At 61.3% G+C, this 14,892-nt stretch carries 15 protein-coding genes, 1 tRNA gene and 1 pseudogene; 10 read left to right on the top strand and 7 right to left on the bottom strand.

Going from position 1 to position 14,892, the window contains the following annotated elements; all coding sequences use genetic code 11:
- Positions 1–19: 19 nt before the first annotated feature.
- Genes ACTIEN_RS08045 through ACTIEN_RS08035 form a run of 3 tightly spaced genes read left to right on the top strand, consistent with a single transcriptional unit; the run spans position 20 to position 1,436 of the window.
- Positions 20–748 (top strand): heme ABC transporter permease, encoded by a 729-nt coding sequence (locus ACTIEN_RS08045; protein ID WP_439522608.1) that lies wholly within the window; start codon positions 20–22, stop codon positions 746–748.
- Positions 748–897 (top strand): heme exporter protein CcmD, encoded by a 150-nt coding sequence (ccmD, locus tag ACTIEN_RS08040; RefSeq protein WP_439522607.1) that lies wholly within the window; start codon positions 748–750, stop codon positions 895–897. Before ACTIEN_RS08045 ends, ccmD begins: the two co-directional genes overlap by 1 nt.
- Entirely contained in the window at positions 897–1,436 is a 540-nt protein-coding gene (locus ACTIEN_RS08035; RefSeq protein WP_439522606.1) for a DsbE family thiol:disulfide interchange protein, read from the top strand. The genes ccmD and ACTIEN_RS08035 overlap by 1 nt, the downstream gene beginning before the upstream one ends.
- Before the next feature lie 536 nt (positions 1,437–1,972).
- Here ACTIEN_RS08035 and ACTIEN_RS08030 read toward each other — a convergent pair.
- Positions 1,973–2,308: a TM2 domain-containing protein gene (locus ACTIEN_RS08030; protein WP_439522605.1), complete on the bottom strand. Its 336-nt coding sequence runs from the start codon at positions 2,306–2,308 to the stop codon at positions 1,973–1,975.
- Positions 2,309–2,416: 108 nt separating this feature from the next.
- Positions 2,417–5,206, bottom strand: coding sequence for an aconitate hydratase AcnA (acnA, locus tag ACTIEN_RS08025; RefSeq protein WP_439522604.1), 2,790 nt, complete (start codon positions 5,204–5,206; stop codon positions 2,417–2,419).
- A gap of 217 nt (positions 5,207–5,423) precedes the next feature.
- On the opposite strand from acnA, the gene ACTIEN_RS08020 reads away from it, so the two are divergent.
- On the top strand, positions 5,424–6,122 hold the full coding sequence (locus tag ACTIEN_RS08020; RefSeq protein WP_439522603.1) for a DUF1223 domain-containing protein: 699 nt from the start codon (positions 5,424–5,426) through the stop codon (positions 6,120–6,122).
- On the opposite strand, the gene ACTIEN_RS08015 is transcribed toward ACTIEN_RS08020, so the two are convergent.
- Positions 6,086–7,012, bottom strand: a complete 927-nt coding sequence (locus ACTIEN_RS08015; protein WP_439522602.1) for a lysophospholipid acyltransferase family protein — start codon at positions 7,010–7,012, stop codon at positions 6,086–6,088. The genes ACTIEN_RS08020 and ACTIEN_RS08015 overlap by 37 nt on opposite strands.
- 202 nt (positions 7,013–7,214) lie before the next feature.
- Between ACTIEN_RS08015 and ACTIEN_RS08010 the strand changes: the two genes are divergently transcribed.
- Both ACTIEN_RS08010 and ACTIEN_RS08005 read left to right on the top strand, forming a co-directional pair.
- Positions 7,215–7,982 carry an SDR family NAD(P)-dependent oxidoreductase gene (locus ACTIEN_RS08010; protein WP_439522601.1) on the top strand — a complete coding sequence of 256 codons (768 nt, stop codon included), beginning with the start codon at positions 7,215–7,217 and terminating at the stop codon, positions 7,980–7,982.
- Between the two features lie 29 nt (positions 7,983–8,011).
- On the top strand, positions 8,012–8,731 hold the full coding sequence (locus ACTIEN_RS08005; RefSeq protein WP_439522600.1) for a sirohydrochlorin chelatase: 720 nt from the start codon (positions 8,012–8,014) through the stop codon (positions 8,729–8,731).
- Positions 8,732–8,761: 30 nt separating this feature from the next.
- On the opposite strand, the gene ACTIEN_RS08000 is transcribed toward ACTIEN_RS08005, so the two are convergent.
- Positions 8,762–8,838 (bottom strand) — tRNA-Ile (locus ACTIEN_RS08000).
- Positions 8,839–8,952: 114 nt separating this feature from the next.
- On the opposite strand from ACTIEN_RS08000, the gene purM reads away from it, so the two are divergent.
- The 3 genes from purM (at position 8,953) to rnd (ending at position 11,838) form a co-directional block, all read left to right on the top strand.
- Complete coding sequence (gene purM, locus ACTIEN_RS07995; protein ID WP_439522599.1) at positions 8,953–9,999, top strand: phosphoribosylformylglycinamidine cyclo-ligase; 1,047 nt, start codon at positions 8,953–8,955, stop codon at positions 9,997–9,999.
- Positions 9,996–10,589, top strand: coding sequence for a phosphoribosylglycinamide formyltransferase (gene purN, locus ACTIEN_RS07990; protein ID WP_439522598.1), 594 nt, complete (start codon positions 9,996–9,998; stop codon positions 10,587–10,589). Before purM ends, purN begins: the two co-directional genes overlap by 4 nt.
- A 91-nt stretch (positions 10,590–10,680) precedes the next feature.
- On the top strand, positions 10,681–11,838 hold the full coding sequence (gene rnd / locus ACTIEN_RS07985; RefSeq protein WP_439522707.1) for a ribonuclease D: 1,158 nt from the start codon (positions 10,681–10,683) through the stop codon (positions 11,836–11,838).
- On the opposite strand, the gene ACTIEN_RS07980 is transcribed toward rnd, so the two are convergent.
- The gene (locus tag ACTIEN_RS07980) at positions 11,835–12,350 is read right to left on the bottom strand and encodes a hypothetical protein (protein WP_439522597.1); all 516 of its coding nucleotides are present in this window, start codon (positions 12,348–12,350) and stop codon (positions 11,835–11,837) included. The two genes, rnd and ACTIEN_RS07980, sit on opposite strands and share 4 nt — an antisense overlap.
- Positions 12,351–12,484: 134 nt before the next feature.
- Between ACTIEN_RS07980 and ACTIEN_RS07975 the strand changes: the two genes are divergently transcribed.
- Positions 12,485–12,898, top strand: coding sequence for a SufE family protein (locus ACTIEN_RS07975; RefSeq protein WP_439522596.1), 414 nt, complete (start codon positions 12,485–12,487; stop codon positions 12,896–12,898).
- Between the two features lie 160 nt (positions 12,899–13,058).
- Here the strand turns inward: ACTIEN_RS07975 and trpE are convergent, their stop codons facing one another.
- Both trpE and ACTIEN_RS07965 read right to left on the bottom strand, forming a co-directional pair.
- Positions 13,059–14,573, bottom strand: coding sequence for an anthranilate synthase component I (trpE, locus tag ACTIEN_RS07970; RefSeq protein ID WP_439522595.1), 1,515 nt, complete (start codon positions 14,571–14,573; stop codon positions 13,059–13,061).
- Positions 14,574–14,577: 4 nt separating this feature from the next.
- A pseudogene (locus ACTIEN_RS07965) lies at positions 14,578–14,892 on the bottom strand (peptidylprolyl isomerase); the annotation flags it as partial.

The following is a 14,892-nucleotide window of genomic DNA, read 5'->3' as shown; positions in this document are numbered from 1 at the left end:
AACCGCCTACCTGAAACGCATGTCTTTGTGGGAATACGCAAATCCAGTGAAATTCATACGCACCACCGACAAGGTGTTGCCGTGGATATGGACGTTGGCGGGCCTGTGTCTTGTGACCGGCCTGATCTGGGGCTTTTTCCTTACGCCCAACGACTTCCGGCAGGGATCGACCGTCAAGATAATCTACATTCATGTGCCTTCGGCGCTGATGGCGATCAACGCGTGGTTCATGATGCTGGTGGCCTCTTTGGTCTGGATCGTGCGGCGGCATCATGTGTCGGCGCTGGCTGCGCGGGCAGCAGCGCCCGTGGGGGCCGTGATGACCCTGATTGCACTGGCGACAGGGGCGTTCTGGGGTCAGCCGATGTGGGGCACATGGTGGGCGTGGGATCCGCGCCTGACCTCGTTCCTGATCCTGTTCCTGTTCTACCTCGGCTACATGGCGCTGTGGGAAGCGATCGAGAATGACGACACCGCTGCGGACCTGACCTCGATCCTGTGCCTTGTCGGATCGGTCTTTGCGATCCTCAGCCGCTATGCGGTGAACTTCTGGAACCAGGGTCTGCACCAGGGCGCGACTCTCAGCCTCGACAAGGAAGAGAATATCTCGGACGTGTTCTGGTTTCCGCTTCTGGTCTGCATCGCTGGGTTCGTGCTGCTGTTCATCGCGCTGGTGTTCCTGCGTACCCAGACCGAGATTCGGGCGCGGCGCACGCGGGCGTTGTTGGCGCGCGAGGGACAAGCCTGATGCCCGATCTTGGCAAATACGCCTTCGAGGTGCTGAGCTCCTACGGCGTTACCATCGTCCTTCTGGCAGTGGTCGTGCTGGTCAGCTTTCGACGCGCACGCAAGGTGAAGGCCGCACTGGACGAGATCGAAAACCGGCGGGGCGGATGATGGCCAAGATTTCTCCGCTCATGGTGCTGCCCCCCGTCATTTTCGGCGCGTTCGCCGTACTGGCCTATGTCGGCATGTTTCGCGAAGATCCGCAGGGTTTGCCGTCGACCCGCGTCGGCCAACCCGCGCCGCCCATCACCGAAGCCGCCTTGCCCGGCTATCCGGCGTTTTCGCCCGAGATGCTGACAAGCGGCGAGGTCACGCTGGTGAATTTCTGGGCAAGCTGGTGCCCACCCTGTCGCGTCGAGCATCCCAGGCTGCTTGAGATGCAGGCAGACGGCATGCAGATCATCGGTGTGAACATCCGCGATCAGGAAAGAACCGCGACGCGATATCTGTCGGAAGACGGCAATCCGTTTGCCGCTGTGCCGTTCGATCCTGCCGGGCGCACGTCCATCGACTGGGGTGTGACTGCGCCACCCGAGACGTTTATCATTGATGGGGATGGTACGGTGCTGTTCCGGTTTGCTGGTCCAATTGTCGGGTCCGATTATGAACAGCGGTTTGTGCCCGCGCTTGAGAAGGCGTTGGCTGACTGAGCGTTTACGGAAAGACCGACGGCGCGGCGTCCGGGATACCCGCAAGCACACTGGCCCCTGCAATCAGAAGCAAAGCTGCGGTCTGAATAATCGTCAGCAGTTTCATCAATCCAACTCTTGGTATTATTGCCGGTCTCCAACATATCTGGGATGTTGGGGGCGAATGTGTATAGGCCAAGCTGTCACATGCGACAGGATGTGCCAAAATATGAAGTCGTTTTTCAGATTTCGGGCAGTTTGCCGGGTAGCTTGCGCATATTGAAGGCGGATCGCGGATGGGACGGCTCGGGTCAGGCCGGATTTTCCCTGAGCCTTATGGCACGCAAAAAAAAGGCGAGCCTTGGCCCGCCTTTTCCGATCTCGCGAAATGTTCGGCCGTGGCCGGACTTTAAACTTACTCTGTATTCGATCTCGAACCCTGTATCGGTCCGGCACTTGAGCGCGATCTCTTTCGCGGTGCCAACCGCATAGGTGGTGATGGAGACCTCTTTGGCCAGCGCAGTGATGGTATTCGTACAGTTAGTATCTCTGCTGCTCTATTCGGCACGTGTGGTAAGTGCGACCTCGTTGATTATTTGCGACTTCTTACTCTGCGCATCTTTCTCGACTAACCCCGGCATCAAAAATGCATCAACAAGTATCCAAATCCCCCACACTAAAAGAAAAAGTGCGCCAACATATACGATGAGCAGAAGAAGTCCGCCCCAGAATAAACCGAGTTGGATCAAGGCGCTGGCAGTTGAGCCAACGTAAAAACGGTGAGCGGAAAAAGCGGCGAGGAAAAACCACAAAAGATATGCAACAGTAAGAGATTTTTTCTCGTTTGCGAGGCGTTGCTCGACCAGCATTTGTTGTTGTGTGGAAAGCTGCATTCGCGCCTCTTGGGAAATTGATTTATTCAGGGCTAATCTATGCGAAAGCCATTCCGACTGTCTACAACTAAAGCCTGTGGACTATTTGTCCACAGGCTTAATTTGAACTTACTCGGCTGCCACCGCGTCGCGTCCCGCAAGGTCGCGCAGCACGTAGTGCAAGACGCCGCCGTTCTCGATGTATTCGATCTCGATCCCGGTATCGATCCGGCACTTGAGCGTGATCTCTTTCTCGGTGCCATCCGCATAGGTGATGGTGCAGGGCACCTCGGCCAGCGGGGTGATCGTGTCGAGACCGTGGATCGACACGGTTTCCTCGCCCGTCAGGTTCAGGGATTTGCGCGTGTCGCCGCCTGTGAACTCGAACGGGATCACACCCATGCCGACAAGGTTCGACCGGTGGATACGTTCAAAGCTTTCCGCGATTACGGCTTTCACACCCAGAAGTGCTGTACCCTTGGCGGCCCAGTCACGGGACGACCCCGCGCCGTATTGTTCGCCGCCGAAGATCACCAGCGGCGTACCCGCCTCCTGATAGGCCATCGCCGCGTCGAAGATTGAGGTCTGCTGGCTATCCGGACCCTTGGTGTAGCCGCCTTCGACGTTGTCCAGCATCTCGTTCTTGATGCGAATGTTGGCGAAGGTGCCGCGCATCATCACTTCGTGGTTGCCGCGACGCGATCCGTAGGAGTTGAATTCGCGCTGTGGCACCTGGCGTTCGATCAGGTACTTGCCTGCGGGCGTGGTGTCCTTGAACGATCCCGCCGGGCTGATGTGGTCGGTGGTGATCATGTCGCCGAGCAGGGCAAGAACCTTGGCGCCTTCGATGTTCTCGATTTTCTTGGTGTCCATCGTGATGCCCTGGAAATAGGGCGGGTTCTGCACATAGGTCGAGCTGGGCGGCCAGTCATAGGTCTTGGCATCGGTGGTTTCGACCTCTTGCCATTTCTCGTCACCCTTGAAGACATCGGCATATTTCGACTGGAACGCCTCGCGGGTGACGGTCTTTTCGACCAGCTCCGCGATTTCGGCCTGTGTCGGCCAGATGTCCTTGAGGAAGACGTCGTTGCCGTCCTGATCCTGGCCCAAGGGTTCGCTGGCGATGTCGACGTTCATGTCGCCCACCAGCGCATAAGCCACAACGAGCGGCGGAGAGGCGAGGTAGTTGGCGCGCACGTCCGGGGAAATCCGGCCTTCGAAGTTGCGGTTGCCCGACAGGACCGATGTGCCGATCAGGTCATTGTCGTTGATGCACTTGCTGATCTCTTCGGCGAGCGGGCCCGAGTTGCCGATACAGGTGGTGCAGCCATAGCCGACAAGGTTGAAGCCGATGGCGTCCAGATCCTCCTGAAGGTTGGCGGCCTCAAGATAGGCGGACACGACTTGCGAACCGGGCGCAAGCGAGGTCTTGACCCAGGGCTTGCGGGTCAGACCCTTTTCGCGCGCCTTGCGGGCCACAAGGCCAGCGCCGATCATCACATAGGGGTTCGACGTGTTGGTGCAGGAGGTGATCGACGCGATCACGACCGATCCGTCATGCAACTGGTAATTGCCGTTTTCGGTCTGGACATGGCCGCGCCGGTGGTGGCCTTCGTCGCCGGGAATCTCGGTCGGTTCGGGCGCGCCGCCTTCACCTTCCCACCGGCCCTCGGCAATCGGGGTGGCGTCTTTGCCGGAGCGGATGCCCTTGACGTATTCGCCGAACGCCTTGGCGGCCGAGGTCAGCGCGATATAGTCCTGCGGGCGCTTGGGGCCCGAGATGGCAGGCACGATGGTGCCCATGTCGAGATGCAGCGTGTCGGTGTAGACCGGCGCGTAATCCGCGTCGCGCCAGAAGCCGTTTTCCTTGGCATAGGCTTCGACCAGCGCGATCCGGTCCATGTCGCGGCCGGTTGTCTTGAGGTAGCGCAGGGTTTCGTCGTCGATCGGGAAGAAGCCGCAGGTCGCGCCGTATTCCGGCGCCATGTTGGCGATGGTTGCGCGGTCCGCCAGCGGTAGCGTATCAAGCCCCGCACCGTAGAATTCCACGAACTTGCCGACCACACCCTTTTCGCGCAGCATTTCCACAACCTTGAGAACAAGGTCCGTGCCGGTGGTGCCTTCCATCATCGCGCCGCTCAGCTCGAACCCGACAACCTCGGGGATAAGCATGGAGATCGGCTGACCCAGCATCGCGGCCTCGGCCTCGATCCCCCCGACACCCCAACCCAGAACGGCAGCACCGTTGACCATGGTGGTGTGGCTGTCGGTGCCGACCAGCGTGTCGGGATAGGCGACTTCCTCGCCGTTCTGGTCCGTATCGGTCCAGACGGTCTGGGCAAGATATTCAAGGTTGACCTGGTGGCAGATGCCGGTGCCCGGGGGGACGACGCGGAAGTTGTTGAAGGCCGACTGACCCCACTTCAGGAAGGTATAGCGCTCCATGTTGCGCTCGTATTCGCGGTCCACGTTCATCTGGAAGGCGCGCGGGTTGCCGAATTCGTCGATCATCACCGAGTGGTCGATCACCAGATCGACCGGGTTCAGCGGGTTGATCTTTTCCGGATCGCCACCAAGCGCCACGATCCCGTCACGCATCGCCGCAAGGTCGACCACGGCAGGCACGCCGGTGAAATCCTGCATCAGCACGCGGGCAGGGCGGTAGGCCAGTTCGACCTCACCCTTGCCGCCATTCTTGGCCCAGTCCGAGAACGCCTTGATGTCCTCGACCGTGACGGTCTTGCCGTCCTCGAAGCGCAGCATGTTTTCCAGCACCACCTTGAGACAGGCGGGCAGATTCGAAAACGTCCCAAGGCCGGCGGCTTCGGCGGCGGGGATCGAGTAATACGCGATGGATGTGCCATTGACCGTCAATGTCTTACGGGTTTTGGCTGTATCCTGACCAACTGTGATGGGCATGACATGGCTCCTCAGAGGGGAAATTTCAGGTAATCTGATACGCTCTTTGCCTGATGCCCCGGTGTCGATCAAGGGGGGTGCGACGATTTTGGTATACTATTGCACACAATTGAGGGGTGCCGCCCAACTCGCAGGCTCTCGCAAAACCTTGATTGGTTATTTCAATCTGCTTTGTCTAAGTGTGAAAGACGCAATGGACCGGTGGGAAAACGTTGGAATGAACAGGCTTTTGGCTCTTTTGTCGGCACTCTTTCTGAGTGTGAACGCAACCTCTTTGCGCGCCCAGGACACGCTGGTTGTGGTTGAGCTGTTCACGTCGCAGGGCTGTTCCTCGTGTCCTGCGGCAGATGCCATTCTGTCGCGCCTCGGGGAACGGGACAACGTGATCGCGCTGGCGCTGCATGTCGATTATTGGGACTATATCGGCTGGAAAGACAAGTTTGCCCATTCCGCGTTCACCAAACGCCAGAAAGGGTATGCGCATTCCTTCGGCACCCGGTCGATCTATACGCCGCAGATGGTCGTCAACGGCGTTAAGGACGTGGTCGGCAACCGACCAATGGATGTGGCCGACATCGTGCAGGCGCAAGCGAACAAGGGCCTGCCGGTGCCACTGAAGCTGAACCGGTCCGGCAGCACCCTGTCGATCATGGCACCCGCCGCGGCGGGACTGGCAAATGCCGATGTCATCCTTGTGCGCTATACACCCCATGAAACGGTGAACATCCCGCGGGGCGAGAATGCGGGCAAGAAGTTGGCCTATACCCATATCGTGACGGAATGGTCGGATATCGGTGATTGGAACGGCCGCGCGCCGCTGTCCGCGACCGTGCCGGTCAATGGCAGCGCCCCGATTGTGGTGCTGGTCCAGGAAAAGGGCTACGGCCCGATCTTTGCGGCGGCCCGTTTGCGCTGACGCTTCGGCTTCCAGCGGCGGTGAATCCAGAACCACTGTTCAGGGTGGGCGTGAATGCGCGCTTCCAGACGCCGGGTGACTTCGCGCATCATCTCGACCGGGTCTCCATGGGGCACCGGGGCTTCGAAAACGGCATCGAAACTGATTCCGTCTGATTTGCGAATCCCGAAGAACGGCACGAGCAATGCGCCGGTCTTCAACGCGATGTCGGCGGCAGAGGTCAAGGTCGGGGCGGGCTGACCCATGAAGTCGATCGGTGCGCCCGCGCTGTCATAGACATCGAACAGCAAGACCCCCATGCCGCCTTCGCGGATATGCTTGATCAATCCCATCGTGCCGCGCCTCCCCTGTTCGAAAACGGGATCGGACAGGGCGTGCATATTGGCTGCATAATGAACGTTGAAGAACGGGTTGGACATCGGGCGGTACAGACCGCCGATCCGGTATCCCCTTGCCACAAGTGCTGCGCGGGGCGCTTCGAAATTGCCGAAATGGCCTGTGACAAACAGCACTGGACGTCCCTCGGCCCTGGCCTGTTCAACTGCGGCCAGCCCATCGCCCGAAATCTCGGCCTTCGCCATGCGCCGCATCAGACTGGTCACGTCGTAATTGTCGATCAGGGTGCGTCCGGCATTGTCGGCCACAAGATCGGCAAGACGACGCTGGTCCAGCACCCCCATATCCGGCCAGACATGGGCAAAATTGTCCATTGCGCGCTGACGATACCCTGCAAGCGGCGCCAGAACGTGTCGCACCATCCGCCCCATGAGCCACAACCGGGCGCGCACAGGCAGGCGCAAGGCAAGCCAGATGGCGCCGCGCAGCACGCGGTCCGTTGCCCAGTCCTGCCAACCACCGGGGGTGTGTTTGCGCTTCTTCTTGTCGGTCAAAGGGAACCTGCTCTTGGTGTCGGCGGTGAAGCGCCTTCGAAGGCGCTTGATACGCGATTTGCAAATCGCGTGTCAAAGCCCGTGGCAACGGGCTTCCCCAGGCTGATAGAAACGGCGTCACCGGGTGGGCGCGATCCGTTGCTTGTCAGGCAACAGCCATTCACCTTAAGACGTGTTGAACAGGACATGAGGGAGAGCGCAAATGATCATCACGCAACACACGGTGGCCGTTGTCTCGGGGGGCGCATCGGGCCTGGGCGCGGCGGCGGCAACGGCGTTGGCGGAAGCCGGGGCGCGCCTGGTGATTCTGGACCGCAACGCCCGCGCAGGGGAACAGATTGCGTCTGATCTTGGGGGTGTCTTCATCGAAACCGATGTGAGCGACCCGACAAGTGTCTCTGCCGCGATGGCGGCGATCAAGGAGCACCACACGGCCCTGCATATCGCTGTCAACTGCGCCGGGGTCGCCCCTGCTGCGAAGACCGTGTCCAAAGGCGCGCCGCATGATCCTGTGACCTTTGTGAACACGATCAACGTCAACCTGATCGGCTCGTTCAACGTGGCCTCGCAGGCGGCGGCGTTGATGGCCGACAACGATCCTCTGGACGAGGACGGCTCGCGTGGGGTGATCGTCAACACCGCGTCGGTTGCCGCCTATGAAGGCCAGGTGGGGCAGGTGGCCTATGCCGCGTCCAAGGGCGGCGTGGTGGGCATGACCTTGCCGATGGCGCGGGATCTGGCGCAGCTGGGCATCCGCGTCTGTGCGATTGCGCCGGGCCTGTTCAAGACGCCGATGCTCGAGGGCCTGCCGCAGGAGGTGCAGGACTCGCTTGGTGCTCAGGTGCCGTTCCCGTCGCGTTTGGGCGATCCGTCCGAATATGCCCGGCTTGTGTGCCATATCGTCGAGAACCAGATGCTGAACGGCGAAGTGATCCGGCTGGATGGTGCCATTCGCATGGCGCCGCGCTAAGTCTGCGGCAGATAACGCGGAGCCGCCCCATGTCCTTTGATGCGCTGATCGTCAGCCACGGCCAACCCTCGGACCCGGATGTCGGCGAGGCCGAAATCGCAGCCCTGGCCGCTGCGGTGGCTGCGCATCTGCCCGAAGCGCGCATCGAAGGTGTCACGCTGGCCGTAACAGGCCGGATCGAGTCGCTATCAGCGGCGCGTCCCAGCGCGCTGATCTACCCGATGTTCATGGCGGATGGCTGGTTCACGCAGGTGCAATTGCCCAAACGGCTGGCTGATGGGGTCGGCCCGCAACTGGTCAGCTTCGGACTTGATTGCACCTTGCCGATGCTGGCCGCCAACTGGCTGCGTCGGGTCTGTACGGATCGAACACTTGAACCGTCCAAAACGGATCTGGTGATCGCCGGTCACGGTTCGGGTAAATCGCGCCGAGTGTCCGAGGCGACCCGTGCCTTTGCCGACCGCGTGGCAGAGGATTTCGGCCCGCGGTCCGTCCGCTGCGGCTTTGTCGAAGAAAACCCGTCAGTGACCGACGCGCTGTGTGGTCTGGGCGCGAACGCCATCTGCCTGCCGTTCTTTGCGGCAAAGCGCGGCCATGTGCTCGACGATCTGCCCGAGGCGGTTGCGGCATCGGGGTTCACGGGCGTCGTGCTGGACCCCATTGGCCTGCACCGGGATGTCCCCCGGATGATCGCGGACGCGCTGCGCTGGCGGGCGACGACGCCGGATGTGTCGCAAGGCGTTTTCTGAAAGCGGCGTTTTTTACCAAGCGGTAAAATATGGTAGGCCCGGCAGGACTTGAACCCGCAACCAAAGCGTTATGAGCGCTCTGCTCTAACCAATTGAGCTACAGGCCCGCCATGTGTGTTTCAGTAGCAGACCGCAGGGGCGCGTCAAGAGGTGCGGCACGCGGATGATGGACTTGTGCCCAAGCCTGCGCTAAGGCAGCCGCGACCTTCGGAGAGTGCAGCATGACAGACGGCAAGAACGGCATCACCTACGCGGATGCGGGTGTGGACATCGACGCAGGGAACGCTCTGGTCGAACGGATCAAACCGGCGGCCAAGCGCACGGCGCGGCCGGGTGTGATGTCGGGGCTTGGCGGCTTTGGTGCGTTGTTCGATCTCAAGGGGGCAGGGTTCACCGACCCGGTGCTGGTGGCGGCCACCGACGGTGTGGGCACCAAGCTGCGCATCGCGATCGACACCGGCCATGTGGATGGGGTGGGCGTCGACCTTGTGGCGATGTGTGTCAACGATCTGGTCTGTCAGGGCGCGGAGCCATTGTTTTTCCTCGATTATTTCGCAACAGGCAAGCTGGATACCGACACCGCGGCGCGGGTGATCGAAGGCATTGCCGAAGGTTGCGGGCAATCGGGCTGCGCGCTTATCGGCGGTGAAACGGCAGAGATGCCGGGCATGTATCCGGCGGGTGATTTCGACCTAGCGGGCTTTGCCGTGGGCGCAATGGAGCGGGGGACCGACCTGCCGAAAGGCGTGGCCGAAGGCGACGTGCTTTTGGGGCTGGCGTCGAACGGCGTGCATTCCAACGGCTACAGCCTTGTACGCAAGCTGGTCGAGGTGTCAGGCCTTGGCTGGGATGCCGATTGCCCCTGGGCCGAGGGATCGCTGGGTGCGGCGCTGCTGACGCCGACGCGGCTCTATGTGAAACAGGCGCTGGCAGCGGTGCAGTCAGGGGGCGTGCATGCGCTGGCCCATATCACCGGTGGCGGCCTGACCGAGAACCTGCCGCGCGTTCTGCCGGACAACCTTGGCGCGCGGATCGACCTGACGGCATGGGATTTGCCGCCGGTGTTCAAATGGTTGTCAAAGACCGGGGGCATGAGCGAAGGTGAGATGCTCAAGACGTTCAATTGCGGACTTGGCATGATCCTTGTCGTGAACGCGGCGCGCAGAGATGGGTTGAAAGCGGTGCTGCAAGACGCCGGAGAGACGGTGTTCGAGATCGGCACCGTCACCAGGACTCCGGGTGTGGCCTATTCAGGCGCGCTGCTTTGACGAAACGGGTGGCGATCCTGATTTCGGGTGGTGGGTCGAACATGGTCTCGCTTGTCGAGGACATGATCGGCGATCATCCGGCGCGGCCGGTGCTGGTTCTGTCGAACCGACCTGAAGCCGGTGGGCTTGAGAAAGCGCGTGCGCGGGGGATTCCGACAGCGGTTGTGGATCATCGCCCGTTCGGATCGGATCGTCCGGCGTTCGAGGCCGCGTTGAGTGCGGTTCTGGATCAGGCGCGACCCGACATCATCTGCCTTGCCGGTTTCATGCGGGTGCTGACCCAGGGCTTTGTGACGCGCTGGCAGGGCAAGATGCTTAACATCCATCCCTCGTTGCTGCCGAAATACAAAGGCCTGCACACCCATGCCCGCGCCATTGCCGCCGGTGATTCAGAAGCCGGGTGCTCGGTGCATGAAGTCACAGCCGAACTTGATGGCGGGCAGGTGCTTGGGCAGGCGCGTGTGCCGGTGTTACCCGACGACACTCCCGAGGCGCTGGCCGCGCGGGTTCTTGTCCAAGAACATGATCTTTATCCAAAAATCCTGCGGCGCTTTGCCGAAGGGACCATACAACGTCCCGATCAACCCTGATCCTTTTGCGCGTGCGCTAGGCATTCCGTGGCTTTTCAGCTATAGCGGTGTCGGGGCGCAGGCCAGAATGACAATAACGAACGACCCAAATATGCACATCATCACCACGACGACGGATCTTGCCGCGTTTTGCGAACGCGCCGCTCAGACAGCTTATGTGACCGTTGATACGGAATTCCTGCGGGAACGGACCTATTATTCCAAGCTGTGTCTGATCCAGCTGGCCTATCGCGGCGACGGGGAAACCGACGCGGCGCTTGTCGATCCGTTGGTCGAGGGGCTGTCGCTGGAGCCGCTGCTGGACCTGTTTCGCAACCGCGACGTGGTCAAGGTGTTCCATGCCGCACGGCAGGATTTGGAAATCTTCTATATAGATCATGGCGTTATCCCGCAGCCTTTGTTCGATTCCCAGGTCGCCGCAATGGTTGCCGGATTTGGCGAACAGGTCGGGTACGAGACCCTTGTGCGCAAGATCGCCAAACAATCGCTCGACAAATCCTCGCGGTTTACCGACTGGTCGCGTCGGCCTTTGTCGGACAGCCAGAAGGCCTATGCGCTGGCGGATGTGACCCATCTGCGGGTGATTTACGAATTCCTGCGGCAGCGGTTGGCCGAAACCGGGCGCGACAAATGGGTCGAGGAAGAGATTGCGACTCTGCTTGCACCGGATACCTATGTGACCCATCCCGAAGACGCGTGGATGCGCGTCAAGACACGGTCGAACGCGCCGCGGTTCCTTGCCATCGTGAAGGAACTTGCCCGGTTCCGCGAGATCTATGCGCAAGAGCGCAACGTGCCGCGCAGCCGGGTCTACAAGGACGATGCGTTGGTCGAACTCGCTTCGACCAAGCCAAAAGACATGGCCGATCTGGGCCGGTCGCGGCTGCTGTTGCGCGAGGCCCGCAAGGGAGAGATCGCCACCGGGATTCTGGAGGCGGTCCAGCGCGGGCAAGTCATGCCGAAAGAGCAGTTGCCGTCACCGGATTCGGCCCGCCAATCACCGCAGGTGAACCCGGCGCTGGCCGATCTGTTGCGGGTGCTTCTCAAGGCGAAGACCGAAGCGTCCGGTGTGGCGTCAAAGCTGATTGCATCCTCGGCAGAGCTTGATGCGCTGGCGTCGGGCGACCGGGACGTGCCGGCCTTGCATGGCTGGCGGCGTGAAGTGTTTGGCGATGACGCGCTGCGGCTGTGTGATGGCCGGGTTGGACTGGCTGCCAAAGGCAAGCAGGTTCAGATCATTGAGCTTTAGCGGCGCACGGTCCGGGCATTGTTGGCACCGCGCACGGTGATCGTGCGGACGGCGCGCAATTCCTGATCGGTGATCCAGCGGGCGACGGTGACTTGACGCGCCTGCGGTCCGACGTTGCGCGGTCCGGCCTGTTGCAGGGCCTTCAGGTCAAGAACAAGCGTGGTTGGGTCATCGTCCGTTTCGTCGGTGATCAGGCGAACATCAAAGGGGCCGACGCGGTTGGCTTGCCCGGTGGCGCGGATGATGGCCCCGCCGGGGCGGCGTTCGACCAGCAGCTCGGTGATCTCGGCAATCGGGCGTCCGGCAAACGCTTCGGGCTGGTTGTTTTGAAACAGCGACAGGCGCCGCGCGGGGATCAGGGGGTTCACCTCTGCATCTGCGGGATTCATTGCCGATGGGTCGGGTTGGCTGGAGCCGAACCAGTTCAGCGGATTGAAACGCGACTCGCTGACCGTGGCGCAGCCTGTCAGCGTCACGGTTGCAAGGATCAAGAGCGTCACGGGTTTGCGCATGGTTGGTCCCTCTGCCTCTAGCCCTTTCGACGTAACCGATTGTGCAGCGGTTGAAAAGCATCAAGCCCGGGCTGGACGTTTTGCACCTGTCTGCCTAGGTGTTCTCAGACCACAGTGACAGACCGGAGACCGTCATGACCAGCGCCGCTTTCGAAGAGATAGTCGAGGATTTCGAATTCCTGGACGATTGGGAAGACCGCTATCGCATGGTGATCGAACTGGGCCGCGCGATGGAGCCTTTGCCGGATGCCCTCAAGGTGCCGGCGACCAAGGTGGAAGGCTGTGCAAGCCAGGTGTGGCTGCATCCCCAGATCGACGCGGGCGCGGTTCATTTCGACGGTGAGTCGGACGCAATGATCGTGAATGGTCTGATCGCGGTGTTGCGCAAGCTGTATAATGGTCTGCCGCCTGATGAGGTTGCGGCGATTGATGCCCGAGCCGAGCTGGGGCGGTTGGGATTGAACGACCATCTGTCGGCGCAAAGATCCAACGGGTTGCGGGCAATGATCGAACGTTTGCAAGGGTTTGCGCGGTCGTCTTCAGATTAGATGGAACGCCTGCGGCGTACAGGTTTGAGCTTTTGGACCCTTCGGGTCAAAAAGCCGCTTGGGGGCTCTGCCCCCAAACCCCCGAGGTATTTGGAGCCCAAAGAAGCTCGGATAACGTCCGGATCTTCTTCTATTTCGAACTATGCGTCGCGAGTTGCGGTCACGTATTGCCGTTGCCGGTAAAGCGCGCGGCGTCCGCAGCGGCGCGGCGGATGGCGTTCGATTTGTGGACGGTTTCCTGGTATTCAGCTTCGGGGTCGCTGTCATAGACGACACCGCCACCGGCCTGGATGTAGAGTTTCTTGTCTTTCACCAGGGCGGTGCGCAGGGCGATACACATGTCCATGTCGCCACCGGCGCTGAAATAGCCGACGCCGCCGCCATAGATGCCACGTTTTTCGGGTTCCAGTTCGTCGATGATCTCCATCGCGCGGACCTTGGGCGCTCCTGACACGGTGCCTGCGGGCAACCCCGCGAGCAGGGCGGACAGGGCATCATGTTCGGGGCTGAGTTCACCCACCACGTTGGACACGATGTGCATGACGTGGCTGTAGCGTTCGATGATGAATTTCTCGGTGGGGCGCACGGTGCCGATCCTGGCCACGCGGCCGACATCGTTGCGGCCCAGGTCGAGCAGCATCAAGTGTTCGGCGCATTCCTTGGCGTCGCCCAGAAGATCGGCTTGCAGCGCATCATCCTCGGTCGGGGTCGCGCCGCGCGGGCGGGTGCCGGCGATGGGGCGAATCGTCACCTCATCGCCAAAGACGCGGACAAGGATTTCCGGGCTGGCGCCGATCACCTGGAAGCCGCCGAAATTGAAATAGAACATGAAGGGTGACGGGTTGGTTCTTCGCAAAGACCGATAAAGTGCAAAGGGCGGCAGGGGAAAATCCTGTGTCCAGCGCTGCGCCGGAACCACCTGGAAGATGTCGCCTGCACGGATGTAATCCTTGGCCGTTTCGACTGCCTGCTTGTAGCCCTCGTGGGTGAAGTTCGACACCGGGGGTGCCACATCGGCGGCGTCGCCCATTTCGCGGGCCTGTTGCGGCAGGGCGCGGTCGAGGTCGCGCACGGCATCCATCACTCGCTCGGCGGCCTGAGCATACGCGGCGCGGGCGGTCAGACCGTCGGTGGCCCAGGCCGGGGACACGACGGTGACTTCGCCTTTCACACCGTCGAGCACGGCAACCACGGACGGACGCATCATCACCGCATCCGGCAGGCCCAGCGGGTCGGGGTTGATGTTGGGCAGGTGTTCGACAAGGCGGATCATGTCGTAACCCAGATAACCGAACAGTCCGGCGGCGGATTGCGGCAGGTCGTCGGGCAGGTCGATCCTGGATTCGGCAATCAGTGCGCGCAGGGTGCTTAGCGGATCGTCGGTTTGATCCTCGAACGCGTCCGGGTCATAGCGGGCGGCGCGGTTGATACGGCTCTTTGTGCCATGGCACTGCCAGATCACATCCGGTTTCATGCCGATGATCGAATACCGGCCCCGGACTTCGCCGCCGGTGACGCTTTCCAACACAAAGGCGTCTTTGGCGGCACCGGTGAGTTTGAGCATCAGCGACACCGGGGTGTCGAGATCGGCGGCGAGGCGGGCATAGACAACCTGGTTCTGGCCGGCCTCGTAGGCGCGGGCGAAATTGTCGAAGTCGGGGGTCAGATTGGCCATGGGATTACTGGATGACGGCGTGCACGGCGTTGATCGCGGTCTGGTTGACCTCGACCCCGGCGCGGCGCTGGACATCGGTGGCAAAGGCGCGGAACAGGTCTTCGGCGACGCTGTTGGCGGCCTGATTGCGCAGCGCCTCTGCCAGCCTTTCAACGTCCCCGTCCGAGCGGTCCACAGGGGTGATCGCGTCAAGACGCAGAAGGATCACATCACCGACGCCTGCAATCGCGCGGGTGTCTCCCTGGCCCATCTCGAACACAGCGGTCAGCAGATTGGGGTTGAGGTCGGCGATCTGCGCGTTGCGGCCAAGATCGGTTTC

Origin of the sequence: Marivita sp., from assembly GCF_051859345.1 — a bacterium.
Taxonomy (GTDB): domain Bacteria; phylum Pseudomonadota; class Alphaproteobacteria; order Rhodobacterales; family Rhodobacteraceae; genus Marivita.
The sequence above is the reverse complement of the archived record's forward strand: the minus strand, read 5'-3'. Positions and strand labels throughout refer to the sequence as shown.